We start from the raw sequence: 16,052 nt of genomic DNA, 5'->3' as shown, positions 1-16,052 counted from the left end.
GTTTTTTTATTTGTTGCACATATTGAACCCGTCATGAGAAGTACCCGCTAATAAAGATCCACAAAGGAAGAGTCCGATGAGCAAAGGATCGCCGATCAGCCCCTCGCTGATGGCTACAAAGTCCGCTGGAGCCCCCAAGGCTCCGGAACGCGCCGACCGCACGGCTGATGCCGGCGTCGAGCACGCTGCTGCTGTCTCTCCTGTACTCGGACCGAACAACGTCGTACCCCCGACGGTGATGACCGGTTCACAAGCTATTGTCCGCTCGCTCGAAGAACTCGGCGTGGACGATATTTTTGGTTTGCCCGGTGGCGCGATCCTGCCCACCTATGACCCCTTGATGGCCTCCCGCATGAATCACGTGCTGGTCCGTCACGAACAGGGAGCCGGCCACGCCGCGCAAGGCTACGCCATGGTTACCGGGCGGGTGGGCGTTTGCATTGCCACCTCAGGCCCCGGCGCCACCAACCTCGTTACCGCCATCATGGATGCGCATATGGATTCCGTGCCGCTGGTGGCCATCACCGGCCAGGTGTCCAGCGGAGTCATCGGTACCGACGCTTTCCAGGAAGCTGACATCGTGGGCATCACCATGCCGATCACGAAGCACTCGTTCCTGGTGACCAACCCCAATGACATCCCGCATGTCATGGCCGAGGCGTTCCACCTTGCGTCAACGGGCCGGCCCGGCCCCGTCCTGGTGGATGTTGCCAAGGATGCCCAGCAGGGCCAGATGACCTTCTCCTGGCCGCCGAAGATCGACCTTCCCGGCTACCGGCCGGTGGTCCGGGGCCACAACAAGCAGGTTCGCGAAGCGGCGAAGCTGATAGCCGCGGCCAGCAAGCCCGTCCTCTACGTTGGCGGCGGCGTGGTGAAGGCGCATGCTTCGGCGGAACTGCGGGAGCTCGCCGAAATCACCGGCGCGCCTGTGGTCACCACCCTGATGGCCCGCGGTGTGTTCCCGGACTCGCACCCGCAGCATGTCGGCATGCCGGGCATGCACGGCACGGTGTCCGCCGTCACCGCGCTGCAGCAGTCCGACCTCCTCATCACCCTGGGCGCCCGTTTCGATGACCGGGTGACCGGCGTCCTGAAGACCTTCGCGCCGAACGCCAAGGTGATCCACGCGGACATCGATCCCGCCGAGATCTCCAAGAACCGCACGGCGGACGTTCCGATCGTGGGCTCCGTCAAGGAGATCATTCCGGAACTCACCGAGGCGGTGAAGACGCAGTTCGCTGCTTCCGGCAAGCCGGACCTGGAGAACTGGTGGACGTTCCTGAACAACCTGAAGGATACGTATCCCCTGGGCTGGACCGAGCCCGAGGACGGCCTCACCGCGCCGCAGCGCGTCATTGAGCGCATCGGTGCCCTGACCGGTCCCGAAGGGATTTACGTTGCCGGCGTCGGACAGCACCAGATGTGGGCGGCCCAGTTCATCAAGTACGAACGCCCCCACGCCTGGCTGAACTCCGGCGGAGCCGGCACCATGGGCTACGCGGTCCCCGCGGCCATGGGCGCCAAGGTGGGTGCACCGGACCGCGTGGTCTGGGCCATCGACGGCGACGGCTGCTTCCAGATGACCAACCAGGAACTGGCCACCTGTGCCATCAACAAGATCCCCATCAAGGTTGCCATCATCAACAACTCCTCGCTGGGCATGGTGCGCCAGTGGCAGACCCTCTTCTATGAGGGCCGGTACTCGAACACCGACCTCAACACCGGCCACGAGACGGTCCGCATCCCGGACTTCGTGAAACTAGGCGAGGCCTACGGCTGCGCGTCCTTCCGGTGCGAGCGCGCTGAAGATATCGACGCCACCATCCAGAAGGCCCTTGAGATCAATGACCGACCCGTGGTCATCGACTTCGTGGTGAGCCCCGACTCCATGGTGTGGCCGATGGTGCCCGCCGGAGTGAGCAACGACCAGATCCAGGTCGCCCGCAACATGACCCCGGAATGGGAAGAGGAGGACTGATCATGAGCCGCCACACGCTGTCCGTTCTGGTCGAAGACAAACCCGGTGTGCTGACCCGAGTCGCGAGCCTCTTCGCGCGCCGGGCCTTCAACATCAATTCCCTGGCCGTCGGCCCGACGGAAGTTCCGGGCATGTCCCGGATGACCGTCGTCGTCGACGCCGACGGTGACCTGATCGAACAGGTCACCAAGCAGTTGAACAAACTTGTCAACGTGATCAAGATTGTTGAACTGACCTCAGAATCTTCCGTACAGCGAGACCACATCCTGGTCAAGGTACGTGCGGATGCCGCAACACGCCTGCAGGTGACCCAGGCTGCAGACCTGTTCCGCGCTTCAGTGGTCGACGTCTCCACAGACTCGGTGGTCATTGAAGCAACCGGCCACCCCGAAAAGCTCACCGCACTGCTGTCAGTGCTCGAGCCCTTCGGCATCCGCGAAATTGTGCAGTCCGGCACCCTGGCCGTTGGACGGGGATCCCGCTCCATGAGCGACAGGGCTTTGCGCAGCGCTTAGGCGCAGCGCACAGCCCGTGCAGTAACGCATCACCACAGACTATTTACACTCGAGAATCCACTCAAAAGGAGTTACGCAAGTGACTGAAATGTTCTATGACGACGACGCTGATCTGTCCATCATCCAGGGCCGGAAGGTAGCCATCGTCGGCTATGGCTCGCAGGGCCACGCCCACGCTCTGAACCTGCGCGACTCCGGCGTTGAAGTTACCATCGCCCTCAAGGAGGGCTCTGCCTCGATCGCCAAGGCACAGGACGCCGGATTCACGGTCAAGAACGTCGCCGACGCCGCCGAATGGGCCGACGTCATCATGATCCTGGCGCCGGATCAGCACCAGCGCTCGATCTACAACGACTCCATCAAGGACAAGCTGACCCCCGGCAAGGCCCTGGCCTTCGCCCACGGCTTCAACATCCGCTTCGGTTACATCGAGGCACCGGAGGGTGTTGACGTCATCCTGATCGCCCCGAAGGCTCCCGGCCACACCGTGCGCCGCGAATTCGAAGCCGGCCGCGGCATCCCGGACATCATCGCCGTCGAGCAGGACGCCACCGGCGCAGCCTGGGACCTGGCCAAGTCCTACGCCAAGGCCATCGGCGGCACCCGCGCTGGTGTCATCAAGACGACCTTCACCGAAGAAACCGAAACCGACCTCTTCGGCGAGCAGGCAGTCCTGTGCGGCGGTGTTTCCCAGCTGGTCCAGTATGGCTTCGAGACCCTGACCGAGGCCGGCTACCAGCCGCAGATCGCCTACTTCGAGGTACTTCACGAGCTCAAGCTCATCGTTGACCTCATGTGGGAAGGCGGCATCGCCAAGCAGCGCTGGAGCGTTTCTGACACCGCAGAGTACGGCGACTACGTCTCCGGCCCCCGCGTCATCACCCCCGAGGTGAAGGAAAACATGAAGGCTGTCCTCGGCGACATCCAGAACGGCGCGTTTGCCAAGCGCTTCATTGAAGACCAGGACAACGGCGGCGTCGAGTTCAAGGCGCTGCGTGCCAAGGCTGAGCAGCACCCCATCGAGAGCGTCGGCCGCGAACTGCGCGGCCTGTTCTCCTGGCAGCAGCAGGACGAGGACTACGTAGAGGGCTCGGCAGCCCGCTAAGGCTGCCTGCCGCCAGGCCATCGGCCTGGTGCCCTTCACAAGGCAGCAGTGAGGCCGGGTTCACACTTAACAATGTGAGCCCGGCCTTTCCGTCAGCCTAGACTTGATTTATCCCCCGGACTGCAACGCAGAGGATCAGCCGTGTCAAAACCCGTAGTACTGCTCGCCGAAGAACTTTCACCCGCCACAGTCGAGGCCCTCGGCCCGGACTTCGAAATCCGCCAGACAGACGGCTCCGACCGTTCCCAGCTGCTCGCTGCCATCGTGGATGTTGACGCAATCCTGGTCCGCTCTGCCACGCAGGTGGACGCTGAGGCCATCGCTGCGGCCAAGAACCTGAAGGTCATTGCCCGCGCCGGAGTGGGCCTGGACAACGTCGACATCAAGGCCGCCACGCAGGCCGGTGTCATGGTGGTCAACGCCCCGACGTCGAACATCGTCTCTGCCGCTGAACTGACGGTTGGCCACATCCTGAGCCTCGCCCGCCACATTCCGCAGGCCAGTGCCGCGCTCAAGGACGGCGAATGGAAGCGCTCCAAGTACACGGGCATTGAACTTTACGAGAAGAAGATCGGCATCATCGGCCTCGGCCGGATCGGCGCCCTCGTGGCAGCCCGCCTGAAGGGCTTCGACACCAAGATCCTGGCGTACGACCCCTACATCACCTCCGCCCGCGCCGCCCAGCTTGGCGTGCAGCTGGTCACCCTGGACGAGCTGCTGGCACAGTCGGACTTCATCACCATCCACATGCCGAAAACGCCCGAAACGGTGGGCATGCTCGGCGCTGAGGCGTTCAAGAAGATGAAGAAGACCGCCTACGTCATCAACGTCGCCCGTGGCGGCCTGGTGGACGAGGAAGCCCTGCACGCTGCCCTGAAGGACGGCGAGATCGCCGGTGCCGGCGTGGACGTGTTCGTCAAGGAACCCAGCACCGACCTGCCGTTCTTCGAGATGGACAACGTGGTGGTGACCCCCCACCTGGGCGCCTCCACTGACGAAGCCCAGGAAAAGGCCGGCGTCTCCGTGGCCAAGTCGGTGCGGCTCGCCCTGGCCGGCGAACTGGTCCCCGACGCAGTGAACGTTGCCGGCGGTGTCATCGCTCCGGACGTGCGCCCGGGCATCCCGCTGATCGAGAAGCTGGGCCGCATCTTCACCGCACTGACCCACGCATCCCTGACCCAGTTCGACGTCGAAGTTGCCGGCGAGATTTCCTCCCTGGACGTCAAGGTGCTGGAACTGGCCGCGCTCAAGGGCATCTTCGCCGACGTCGTGACCGAACAGGTCTCCTACGTCAACGCCCCGGTCATCGCCGAGCAGCGGGGCATCAACGTCCGCCTGATCACCACGCCGGACACCGAGTCGTACCGCAACCTCCTGACGCTGCGCGGTGCCCTGAGCGATGGCAGCCAGATATCCGTAGCCGGGACACTGACAGGTCCCAAGCAGATCCAGAAGCTCGTGGGCGTCAACGGCTACGAGGTGGAAATTCCCATCAGCGAACACCTGGTGGTGGTTGCCTATGCGGACCGTCCCGGCGTCATCGGCACCATCGGCCACATCCTGGGCATGAACAACATCAACATCGCCGGCATGCAGGTTGCGCGCCAGGCCGAGGGCGGCCAGGTCCTGGCCCTCCTGACCATTGACAGCTCGGTTCCGCAGCAGGTCCTTGACGCGATCAAGGCCGGCATCGGTGCCGAGATGGTGCGGGAAGTCGACCTCGAAGACTGACCTCCCGCCTAATCGGTGAACTTCTCGTGACAGACGTTAACTTCTGCCACGTATGATTGGCCGGTCTGCGTACAATGGCTGGGTCCGATTTTCGGATCCGGCCGGCAGACCGGCCATTATTTTTTGCACACCCGGCAGGGGACGCCTTCACATCCGTTAGATGTGGACGGAGGTGTGCGCTCACGCAATCCAGCTTTCAGGGAGCCCAATGAACGCCGTCCAGAGGTTCATCAGAAGCCGAGTGCTTTTGCTGACCGCGGCCATTTTGATCGTCGCCATGTGCCTGTCCGTCCTCGTCCAGGGCCAGTCACAGGCAGCGCTCAACCGAACAGTCGACCAGAATTCCCGCGGACTTTATGACATCCTGGTCCAGGCCAAGGCAGGTTCCGGCGGCGCACTCATGCAGCCGGAGATCGCCAACGGCCAGGGCGGCATCAGCTTCGAGCAGCTTGATGGCATCAGGAAGCTCACCGGCACCTCAGTGGCGGCCCCCATCAGCCTCGTTTCACGGGTATCGCAGAACCTCGAAGCGCCGCGGCTTGACGCCATGGACTACCTCGGATTCAACGCCGGCCTCGTGGGCACGGCGACCGCAGGGGAGCCCGGCGGAACCGACCCCAGCAAGTGGCCGGCAGCAGAATCGGTCCTCACTGACGAGGCCAAGAAATACCGCATGACGGCCACCGCGGTCAGCTCCGACGGACAGTCGGAACAGACCCTGTTCAAGTCCATGGCCGAAGGTTCCCTCGGCAAGGCCAAGCTCGTGGAAGAGCAGACCGCCGGCGGCAAGAGCATCCGCATCGCGGGCGCCGACGGGGAAACGGGCATCAAGTTCCCGGCTCCCGCGGGCGGCTCCGAACACAACCTGTTCAACCTGTCGGTGTCCCTGCCGCTGGCGCCACAGGTGACAGAGTCCGTCGTCGCCGTCGACCCCGTGTCCGAACGTGCCCTTCTGGGCACCGCCGGCGACTTCCTTGCTCCGCTCGAAAAGGCGCCGCCGGCAGACGCCCGGAACGCCGGGGCCATAGGCCGCCACTTCGAAAGCCTGTTCACCACGGGAATCAGCATGCAGGAGCTTGAAGAGGGGCCTGACTTCCTCGGCGTCAAGCTCAAGTACTGGGCACCCCTGATGACCCAGTACCAGCAGGCCAAGCGCGCAGGGCAGCTCACCGCTGATTCCCAGGCGATCCCGCTGATCGTCCGCTCCGGCACCTCCCTCGACCTCAAGTACTCGGTCAAGATCGAGGAAATCGACGGCTCCGGAAATGTGGTCAAGGACGTGGGCACGGTGACTCGTTCGCTGGACAAGGACTACCTTCCGTTCGTTTCCAAGTCGCCGTTCGCCCTGTCCTGGCCGGGCTCGCAGGACTACTCCCAGCTGCTGGGGAACACCGGCAACTTCAGCCAGGGCCTCTACAACCCGGCAACGTGGAGCACCGACTTCGCGTCCGCCCCCAAATACACCGACGGTGCCACCGCCGGCAACGGCGCCGTGGACAAGACCGCCACACCGGGGGAGTGGGTGACCGTCAACCGCCTTCCGGAGAAGGGTGCGGGCGGAGCGCCCGTCGACCAGACCCAGCGCGAGCCTGTTGACGAACGTTCCTACCGCGACAGCCTGGAGACCGGCACCAAGGTCGCCGCGCCGCTGGCCATGGTCTACGGCACGTTCGACGCCGAGAAGGTCAAGGAAGCCGCCGGGGACATCAACCGGCTGCCCCTGGGCGGCTACGATCCGTCGCCCCTCACCCTGACCGAGGACGCCCAAGGCAAGAAGGTGGAGAACACCGAACTCAAGCCGTCACTGAGCGCCACGGGACTGGTCAGCCAGTCTGCCGGTGCAATTACCGACTACTACGGCCTCGCCGCCGCCCGGGGATACGAACAGAACGCTTCGGTCATCGACGCCGTCCGCGTCAAGGCCAAGGCGCCGGGCAGCTGGAAGGAGTCCCAGCCGGAGGTCGAGAAACTCGCGGACGAAATCCGCGACATGGGCCTCGAAGCCACGGTTGTGGCCGGCTCGGCGCGTGAAGACGCCAACATTTTCGTTCCCGGATACTCCAAGGACGGCGCCGGCAAGGAATCCGCGCTGGGCACCGTCACCCAGTCGTGGGTCCGCCAGGATGCGGCCGACGCCGTGTCCGGTTCCCTGACCGGAACCAACGTGACGCTGCTGTTCCTCACCCTGTGCGGTGCCGCGTTGCTGACCGGCGCCTCCACCGTCAGCTACATCCGCCAACGCCGCCGCGAAGCCGGCACCCTGCGGGCCATGGGGTGGACCCAGAACAGGATCCGCAGCTGGGTTCTCGCCGAGTTCGGCGTCGGAGCGGCCATGCTGGCGATTGCCGGCATAATCCTGAGCCTGGTCAGCTGGAACCTCGCAACGGTCATCGTTTCCGCCTCAGTGCTGGTGCTCTACGCCGCCGCCGCCTACTTCGCGGCACGGCAGCTGAGGCACCGTGACGAAATCGACCAGGAGCCGCAGCACGACGAGCGGCTGATCGCCGTCGACTCCCCGCTCACGTTCGCCAACCGCCAGTTGAGCACCAACAAATTCAACACGATCTCGCTGGCCGTGGCAGTCGGGGTTTTCGGTGCCGCCGTTGGTGGCCTGATCGCCCTGCTGATCGACATCCCGAGAGCCGCCGGCGCCAGTGCCCTCAGCGGACTGGCTGCTGCCAGCGTGGCGCTGCCCAGCATCGTCCTGGCGCTCTCCGGAGTAGCTGTGGGGCTGGTGCTGACCCTTGTCACCGGACGGTTCGAGCTCCAGGCCAAGCGGCAGTACCTCGGCACCCTCGAAGCCATGGGCTGGAACCCGGACATGCTGGGCCAGGTCCGGCTGTTCGAAAACGCACTCGTGGGCACGGTGGCCCTGCCGCTCGGCGTGGTCGGCGCCCTCGGCATCGGCCTCCTGCTCGCCCCCTATGCTGCGCTCTGGGCCGCCCTGGCCGGACTCGTGGCTGTACTTTGCTGGATTCCAATTGCAACGAAAGTGGTCCAATGAACAACGACCTGAATCTCGACCGGATTCCCCAGGATGACGCCGGGGACGGCTCGCTCCAGACCCGTGCAAACACCATCCTGAAGGCCGCAGACCACGGGACCCCGCTGGAGCTGAGCAACATCACCATCCGCTACGGTGGCCAGAAGGGCGGAGCCGACGCCGTCAACGTCGTCGAAGGCTTCGACCTGACCCTCCACGCCGGAGAAATGCACTGCGTCGCCGGCCGAAGCGGTTCCGGCAAGACCAGTATCCTGACCGTCGGCGCCGGCCTTACCCTGCCGACGTCGGGCCGTGTGTACTGGGAGGGCCAGTCCCTCGAGAGCATGGGCGACGACGAAATCGCCGACCGCCGGCGGGCACTGATCGGCTACGTCGACCAGGGCGGTGCGCTGATTGACGGCATGAGCGCACTGGAGAACGTACTGCTGCCGGCCGTGCCGGACGGCGAAGTGGACCAGCGCCGCGACATGGCAAAGGACCTCCTGGACCTTGTCGGCCTGGGGCGTCGCATGCGCCACCGTCCGGCCCAGCTGTCCGGCGGTGAGCGGCAGCGCGTGGCGATCGCACGTGCCCTGATCCTGGGCACCCGCGTCCTCGTAGTCGACGAACCGACGGCCAGCCTGGACCGTACCTCGGCCAACCGCATCATCAGCATCCTGAAGGACACCACGTCCGACGGAATTGCCGTGCTGGTGGCGTCACATGACCACGAACTTGTCCGGCTCAGCGATACCCTGACCGAACTGATCTAGATTTAGGGGTAGCGCTCAACCAGCTCCCGGCCCGCACCGCTTCCGAAAAAAGGTAACTTCCCAGAGTGTCGTCTTCAGCCCAGACCCCGTTCTACATCACCACCGCCATTACGTACCCCAACGGCGTGCCGCACATCGGCCATGCCTACGAGTACATTGCCACCGACGCAATGGCCCGGTTCAAGCGCCTGGACGGCTACGACGTTTTCTTCCTGACCGGCACGGACGAGCACGGCATGAAGATCGCGCAGACGGCCGAAAAGGAAGGCATTACGCCCAAGGAGCTGGTGGATCGGAACGCCGAAATCTACAAAGCCGCCCACTCCGCCCTGGGAATCTCGTACGACCGCTTCATCCGCACCACGGACGAGGACCACTACGCCGCTTCCCAGGCCATCTGGAAGAAGATGGAGGCCAACGGGGACATCTACCTGTCCAAGTACGAGGGCTGGTACTCGGTCCGCGACGAGGCGTATTACGTTGAAGACGAGACCGTCGTCAAGGAAGACGGCCTCCGCTACTCACGCGAGACGGACACCGAGCTGACCTGGACGGCCGAGGAAAGCTACTTCTTCCGGCTCTCCGCCTACCAGGACAAGCTGCTGGCACTGTACGAGGCACACCCGGAATTCGGTGCCCCGCAGTCCCGCTTCAACGAGGTCATCAGCTTCGTCAAGCGGGGGCTGGACGACCTCTCCATCAGCCGCACCACGTTCGACTGGGGCGTTCCCGTGCCCGGCAATGACAAGCATGTCATGTACGTGTGGGTCGACGCGCTGACCAACTACCTGACCGGCGTGGGTTACCCGGACGTCGACTCGGAGTCGTTCCAGAAGTACTGGCCCGCCGACGTCCACGTGATCGGCAAGGACATTTCCCGGTTCCATGCCATTTACTGGCCGGCGTTCCTGATGAGCGCCGGACTGGAACTGCCCAAGCGGGTCATGATCCACGGCTTCCTGAACAACAACGGCGTCAAGATGTCCAAGTCGCTGGGCAACGTGGTGGCTCCGTCGGATTTCGTGGCACAGTACGGCCTGGACCAGGTGCGCTTCTTCTTCCTCCGCGAGGTGCCCTTCGGCGCCGACGGGAGCTACAGCCACGAGGCCATCGTCGGCAGGATGAACTCCGACCTCGCCAACAACTTCGGGAACCTGGCACAGCGCTCACTGTCGATGGTCGCCAAGAACTGCGAGGGCCGGGTCCCGGTCCCCGGCGTCTTCACTGCAGAGGATGCCGCGCTGCTGGCGCAGGCCAACGGACTGCTGGACGCCGCCCGGGCCGCGTTCGAGAAGCAGGAATTCAGCCGCGCCCTGGAAGCGATCTGGGGCGTCCTTGGCGACACCAACGCGTACTTCGCCGAGCAGGCGCCATGGGTGCTGCGGAAGACCGACGTCGAGCGCATGAACACGGTGCTGTACGTGACCGTTGAGGTGCTCAGGATCGTTGCGATCCTGGTCCAGCCGGTCATGCCGACCGCGTCCGCCGCACTGCTGGAAACCCTCGGCCAGCCCGACGGCGACGCCCGCCTGTTCGCGGCGGTCGCCGCGCCGCTCGTTCCCGGCACGGAGCTCCCTGCACCGGCCCCGATCTTCCCGAAGTACGAGGAGCCGGCCGAAGCGTAGTCCCGCCCGACGCCCTGGCGTCCCGCCATAATTCCCCCGACGCTCCCTCACTTGCCGCAGCAGGTGGGGGAGCGCTCTCATGCCCGCTGATACGCCGGAGCGAGGTTCGGGCCGGGGCAGCAAGCGCCCAAGTTTCCAAGTAGTCCGCCGTATGCGTGCGAGTGAATATTTTCACGAAGCAGGTAATTGGTACCTGTGCCTGTTTGAGTAAACGCGTACCTGTTACTCGGGTTTAACCGGAGCGGCAAACCTAGCCTGAAAAGGCAAGCGAACTGATGACACTGTCTGGGGAGTAACTGTCGCCTTCACTTCGCTGTTTGAGGTCTCACACAGGTTTTGTTTTTACTGGTCTCGAAGACGGTTACTCCGCACAGTCTGGTCAGTTCGAATCGGATTTGGTATGGAGGGACCGAACATGAAACGGACAATAGCCACTCTGGGGGTGGTGGGCCTCGGCGTTATGGGGGCCACAGTGGCGGCCTACGCCGCGCCACCGGCTTCCAGCGACGGAAACAGCATTATCATCTGCCACGCCAAGGGCGGATCCGGGAGCTACACAGCGGTAGAGGTCAGTGTCAACGGGCTTTCGGGACACAGCGGGCACGCTGACGACGTTGTCCCGCAGAACAATGGCGACACTCTGCCGGGCGGCCAGAACCTGACACCGGCGAATCTCGCACTCCTCGCCCAGGGCTGCGCGGGCGGGGGTGTCGTGCCGACAACTCCACCGCCGCCTCCGCCCACGGACGAACCAACGGATGAGCCGACGGACGAACCAACGGACGAACCAACGGACGAACCGACGGATGAGCCGACGGTCACCCCGACGGTCACCCCGACGGATACGCCGACTGATACGTCGACGACTCCTGCGGTTGTCACAGTGGTAGTGCCGCCGGCAACCACACCGGCGGCCGTCACGCCGGCTCCCGCTGCAGTGACCCCGGTTGCGTCAACGCCCCAGGGGGCTGCCGCAGCATCCGTTCCGGCAGCTAGCAATACGGGCTACAACGTCCAGACGGCCGTGGGCAGCTCCCCTGGCGGAGTCCCCGCCTGGCTGACCATCCTGACCGGCCTCTTTACCGCGGCAGGTGCCTGGGTGCTCGTCAAGAGCGGCCTGCGGTCCCGCGGCGCAAGCAGCTAGGACTGTAAACCCCGGGGCGGGTGCCGTGAACTTACGGCACCCGCCCTCCGGTTGTGCATCACCTTCCCAAAATCTTCAGGAGCCCAGCATGGTCTGTCACGTCCGGTACCGGCATAGGCATCCCGCCCGTATCCGCAGCCTGGTTCTTAACACCCGGGACCTCCTGGTGCTGGCCTTCTGCGTCGCGGGGATTCTCGGTGCCTGGCTGGCCTACGGTGTGACCGGATCCGGCAACCACGGAGCAACTGCGGCCGGGGAACCGGCGGCAATAGTCCTGTCCGGGCGCTTGCCGGATCCGCTGGCGCAGGCCACGATGCCTGCCGCCGGAGCGCAGGCCGCGGAATCCGTTGCAAAGACGGATCCTGTTGCGTTGCACGCCGTACCGTTGCCTGCCGAGCCGTTGGCCGCAGGCGGTGCAGCCCCGGCGGCACCGCCTGCTCCTTCCTATCCCGCGGCGGCGGCACCGCAGCGCATCATCTACCCGGCTGCCGGCATGGACGTTGTGGTGCACCCCCTGGAACCGGAGTCGGTCGACGCCGCAAGCCACAGCATCGTGCCACCGGAGACGATGGATGGCTACTGGCTCGCGAACCTCGGGACGCCCGGCGCTGGCTCCGTGAACACCAGCTATGTCATCGGCCACAGCTGGGAGGGGCTTGACGCGCCGTTCAACCACTTGAGTTCCGCCGCCGCGGCCGGGGACGAGCTGACAGTTGCCACGTCCACCGGCGCCATCACCTACAGGGTGGACTCCGTGACCACTTACACGAAGGCCACCCTGAAGGACAGCCCCATCTGGGCGGTGGTTCCCAACCGGTTGGTCCTTATCAGCTGCTACACGGAGGATCCGTGGGGTAAGAACGTTGCCGTCGTCGCCTCGCCCCTGCCAGGCCGCTGATACGCACCGTCCAGCAATCCTGGCTGTTCGAATATTGAGACGACTTGACCATCATGTGGATAGCTTGGTTACGCTGAAACGATGAGCGCACCCACGATTAATCTTGCTGTGATTCCCGGCGACGGCATCGGCCCCGAAGTCATCGCCGAAGCGTTGAAAGTGTTGGAGAAGGTTGTAGCCGCCGAAGGCGTCACGCTGGACCAGACCCACTACAAGCTGGGAGCCCAGCATTGGCTTGAGACAGGCGAGACCCTTCCGGAGGAAGTACTCAGCGATCTCCGCACCCACGATGCCATCCTCTTCGGCGCCGTCGGTGCAGCCCCCGGTGACACCCGGATCCCTTCCGGCATCATCGAACGGGAGATGCTGCTGAAGCTTCGCTTCAGCCTGGACCACTTCGTCAACCTGCGCCCGTCACGCCTCTTCGGCACGGTCGGCAGCCCGCTGGCCAATCCCGGCGACATCGATTTCATCGTGGTCCGCGAAGGCACCGAGGGTCCGTATGTAGGCAACGGCGGCACCCTGCGTGCCGGGACCAAGCACGAGGTTGCCACCGAGGTTTCGCTGAACACGGCCCACGGCGTGGAACGGGTTGTCCGGGACGCGTTCCGCAGGGCCAGCGAACGCCCGCGCAAGCACGTCACCCTTGTCCACAAACACAATGTCCTGGTTTACGCCGGCCATTTGTGGAAGCGGACAGTCGAAGCGGTGGCGCAGGAATTCCCGGACGTCACCCACGACTACCTGCACATCGATGCTGCCACCATCTTCATGGTCACCGACCCCGCACGCTTCGACGTCATCGTCACGGACAACCTCTTCGGTGACATCATCACCGACCTCGCCGCTGCCGTCACCGGCGGTATTGGCCTCGCGGCCTCGGGCAACATCAACATGGAACGCACCGCTCCGTCCATGTTTGAACCCGTGCACGGATCTGCCCCTGATATCGCCGGTCAGCAAAAGGCCGATCCAACGGCGGCAATCCTGTCGGCGGCCCTGCTTCTGGACCACCTCGGCTATGCGGAGGCAGCGAAGAAGATCGAAGCGGCAGTCATTGCCGACGTCGAAACCCGGGATGGCCGGGAGCGCACCACCAGCGCGATCGGTGACGCAATCGCCGCCGCCGTTTAGGGCCACGCATCGGGCGTAAGCTAGTTTCGAATCACCAATAATGCTGCCGTGGTCCGACGCTGAACCACGTTCACACACCAGGCAGCCGACCGTGGAGGAACCATGACTCAGACTGCCCATGGCGTCGAATTCACCCATCAGCCGTCGGTAACCCCGAAGTCTGCTGAAGAGCGAGCAGCCATCCTGGCGAACCCGGGATTCGGCAACTATTTCACCGACCACACTGCGATTGTCGACTACAGCGTCGACGAGAACGGCAAGGGCGGCTGGCATGACGCGCGCATTGAGGCATACGGTCCCATCTCGCTTGACCCGTCGGCGGCGGTGCTGCACTACGGCCAGGAGATCTTCGAGGGTCTCAAGGCCTACCGCCACGTCGACGGCTCGGTCTGGACGTTCCGCCCGGAGGCCAACGCCGCCCGGCTGAACAAGTCCGCCCGCAGGCTGGCGCTGCCGGAGCTGCCGGAAGAGTATTTCCTCGGCGCCATCCGCGAACTCGTGCAGGCCGACCGCGAGTGGGTTCCCGCCGGGGACGGCGAGGCGCTCTACTTGCGCCCGTTCATGATCGCCACGGAAGCGTTCCTGGGTGTCCGCGCGGCCAGGGAAGTCTCGTTCCGCGTGATTGCATCACCGGCCGGAAACTACTTCGGCGGCGAGCTGAAGCCGGTGTCGATCTGGATCTCCCGGGAGTATGCCCGGGCTGGCCGCGGCGGCACCGGTGCAGCCAAGTGCGGCGGCAACTACGCAGCCTCCCTCATCGCCCAGCAGGAGGCCGAGGCCCACGGCTGCAAGCAGGTCCTCTTCCTGGACCAGTTCAATGACAACGCCGTGGAAGAACTCGGCGGCATGAACGTTTTCTTCGTGATGAAGGACGGCTCGCTGGTCACCCCCGCCCTGACCGGGACCATCCTGGAAGGCGTCACCCGGATGTCCGTCATGCAGGTGGCCAAGGACATGGGCCGCACCGTCACCGAGCGCAAGATCACCCTGGACGAATGGCGGGACGGCGTCGCCTCGGGCGAGATCACCGAGGTCTTCGCCTGCGGGACTGCCGCTGTCATCACGCCCATCGGAGTGCTCAAGGACGCCACCGAGTTCATCGGCTCCGAGGATGCGAAGGCCGGGGAGACCACCATGGCCATCCGCGAGCAGCTTCTCGGCATCCAGACGGGCACGGTCGAGGACACCCACGGCTGGCTGACGCGCCTCGCCTGAGTTTCCCCATTTTCCTGACGCACGACGCCGGGTGGGCCGTAAGCATTACGGCCCACCCGGCGTCGTGCGTTAACAGTGCGAAGATGGGTGGGTGAATCCCGAATCCTTTCCGTCGATTCTTCCGGCCAGCGACCTGACGCGGTTCCGGCTAGCACCCAACCCCGGACCCATGAGCCTTGACGGGACCAATTCATACCTGCTGGGCGGCCCCGATGCGGGCGGCACCGTGGTGGTGGACCCCGGGCCGCTGGACGAACAGCACCTGCGGGAACTGGCCGGGGCAGGGAGGGTGGAGCTCATTCTCATCACGCACCGTCATGCCGACCACACCGCGGCGGCGGCGCGCTTCCACGAGCTCACCGGGGCGCCAGTGCGCGCAGCAGATGCACGGCACTGTCACGGCGGGATTCCCCTGGCTGACGGGGAAACCATCCTCGCGGCGGGGGTTGAGATACGTGTGATTGCCACGCCCGGCCACACCTCGGACTCGCTCTGTTTTCATCTGCCCGCTGACGGCCGGCACGGATCGGTGCTGACCGGCGACACAGTTCTGGGCCGCGGCACCACGGTGCTGGACTTCCCCGATGGCAAACTGGGCGACTATCTGGCAACCCTCGACAGGCTTGAGGGCATTGGCCCGGCCACCGTGCTGCCCGGTCACGGAGCCGTGCTCCCGGCGCTCGATGAAGTTGTCCGTGCCTACCGGAACCACCGGCACGAACGGCTCGCGCAGATCCGGGCTGCCCTGGCGGACCTTGGTCCATCTGCGGGAGTGGGCGAAATCACTGATGCCGTCTATGCGGATATCGACCCCGCCGTCCGTGCGGCCGCTGAAAACTCCGTGGCCGCCCAGCTGGAGTTCCTCCGCAGCTGAGCACCGGGACGCCGGGCTCCGGCGCGGTGCTGGCGCGGCAGTGCCCGCGGCGGGACGCCCGAGCGGAGACTGTACGC

The 16,052-nt window shown here is 64.7% G+C and carries 12 protein-coding genes; all 12 read left to right on the top strand.

All coding sequences use genetic code 11. The features are described 5' to 3' along the window. Positions 1-76: 76 nt before the first annotated feature. The 12 genes from ASF98_RS00560 to ASF98_RS00505 all read left to right on the top strand — a co-directional run bounded on the left by ASF98_RS00560 (position 77) and on the right by ASF98_RS00505 (position 15,975). A complete protein-coding gene (locus ASF98_RS00560; protein WP_055796057.1) occupies positions 77-1,978 on the top strand; it encodes an acetolactate synthase large subunit in 1,902 nt (633 codons plus the stop codon). 2 nt (positions 1,979-1,980) lie between these two features. Further along, complete coding sequence (gene ilvN / locus ASF98_RS00555; RefSeq protein WP_055796055.1) at positions 1,981-2,493, top strand: acetolactate synthase small subunit; 513 nt, start codon at positions 1,981-1,983, stop codon at positions 2,491-2,493. A gap of 79 nt (positions 2,494-2,572) precedes the next feature. Further along, positions 2,573-3,598 (top strand): ketol-acid reductoisomerase, encoded by a 1,026-nt coding sequence (gene ilvC / locus ASF98_RS00550; RefSeq protein ID WP_028271612.1) that lies wholly within the window; start codon positions 2,573-2,575, stop codon positions 3,596-3,598. 141 nt (positions 3,599-3,739) lie between these two features. Next, a complete protein-coding gene (serA, locus tag ASF98_RS00545) occupies positions 3,740-5,329 on the top strand; it encodes a phosphoglycerate dehydrogenase (RefSeq protein WP_055796052.1) in 1,590 nt (529 codons plus the stop codon). 208 nt (positions 5,330-5,537) lie between these two features. Next, a complete protein-coding gene (locus tag ASF98_RS00540; protein WP_055796050.1) occupies positions 5,538-8,333 on the top strand; it encodes an ABC transporter permease in 2,796 nt (931 codons plus the stop codon). Then, entirely contained in the window at positions 8,330-9,085 is a 756-nt protein-coding gene (locus ASF98_RS00535) for an ABC transporter ATP-binding protein (protein ID WP_028271615.1), read from the top strand. The genes ASF98_RS00540 and ASF98_RS00535 overlap by 4 nt, the downstream gene beginning before the upstream one ends. A 65-nt stretch (positions 9,086-9,150) precedes the next feature. Continuing rightward, on the top strand, positions 9,151-10,710 hold the full coding sequence (gene metG / locus ASF98_RS00530; RefSeq protein ID WP_055796046.1) for a methionine--tRNA ligase: 1,560 nt from the start codon (positions 9,151-9,153) through the stop codon (positions 10,708-10,710). A gap of 415 nt (positions 10,711-11,125) precedes the next feature. Further along, on the top strand, positions 11,126-11,854 hold the full coding sequence (locus tag ASF98_RS23945; RefSeq protein WP_156372234.1) for a hypothetical protein: 729 nt from the start codon (positions 11,126-11,128) through the stop codon (positions 11,852-11,854). An 88-nt stretch (positions 11,855-11,942) separates the two neighbouring features. Beyond that, positions 11,943-12,752 (top strand): class F sortase, encoded by an 810-nt coding sequence (locus ASF98_RS00520; protein WP_055796041.1) that lies wholly within the window; start codon positions 11,943-11,945, stop codon positions 12,750-12,752. Between the two features lie 81 nt (positions 12,753-12,833). Continuing rightward, positions 12,834-13,886: a 3-isopropylmalate dehydrogenase gene (locus ASF98_RS00515; protein ID WP_055796038.1), complete on the top strand. Its 1,053-nt coding sequence runs from the start codon at positions 12,834-12,836 to the stop codon at positions 13,884-13,886. A 102-nt stretch (positions 13,887-13,988) separates the two neighbouring features. Then, complete coding sequence (locus tag ASF98_RS00510; protein ID WP_055796034.1) at positions 13,989-15,101, top strand: branched-chain amino acid aminotransferase; 1,113 nt, start codon at positions 13,989-13,991, stop codon at positions 15,099-15,101. 91 nt (positions 15,102-15,192) lie between these two features. Further along, on the top strand, positions 15,193-15,975 hold the full coding sequence (locus ASF98_RS00505) for an MBL fold metallo-hydrolase (RefSeq protein ID WP_055796031.1): 783 nt from the start codon (positions 15,193-15,195) through the stop codon (positions 15,973-15,975). The last annotated feature ends 77 nt before the right edge of the window (positions 15,976-16,052 follow it).

This window comes from Arthrobacter sp. Leaf337, assembly GCF_001423745.1.
Lineage (GTDB): Bacteria > Actinomycetota > Actinomycetes > Actinomycetales > Micrococcaceae > Arthrobacter.
Note: the sequence above shows the minus strand (reverse complement) of the source record. Positions and strands in the feature narration are given on the sequence as shown.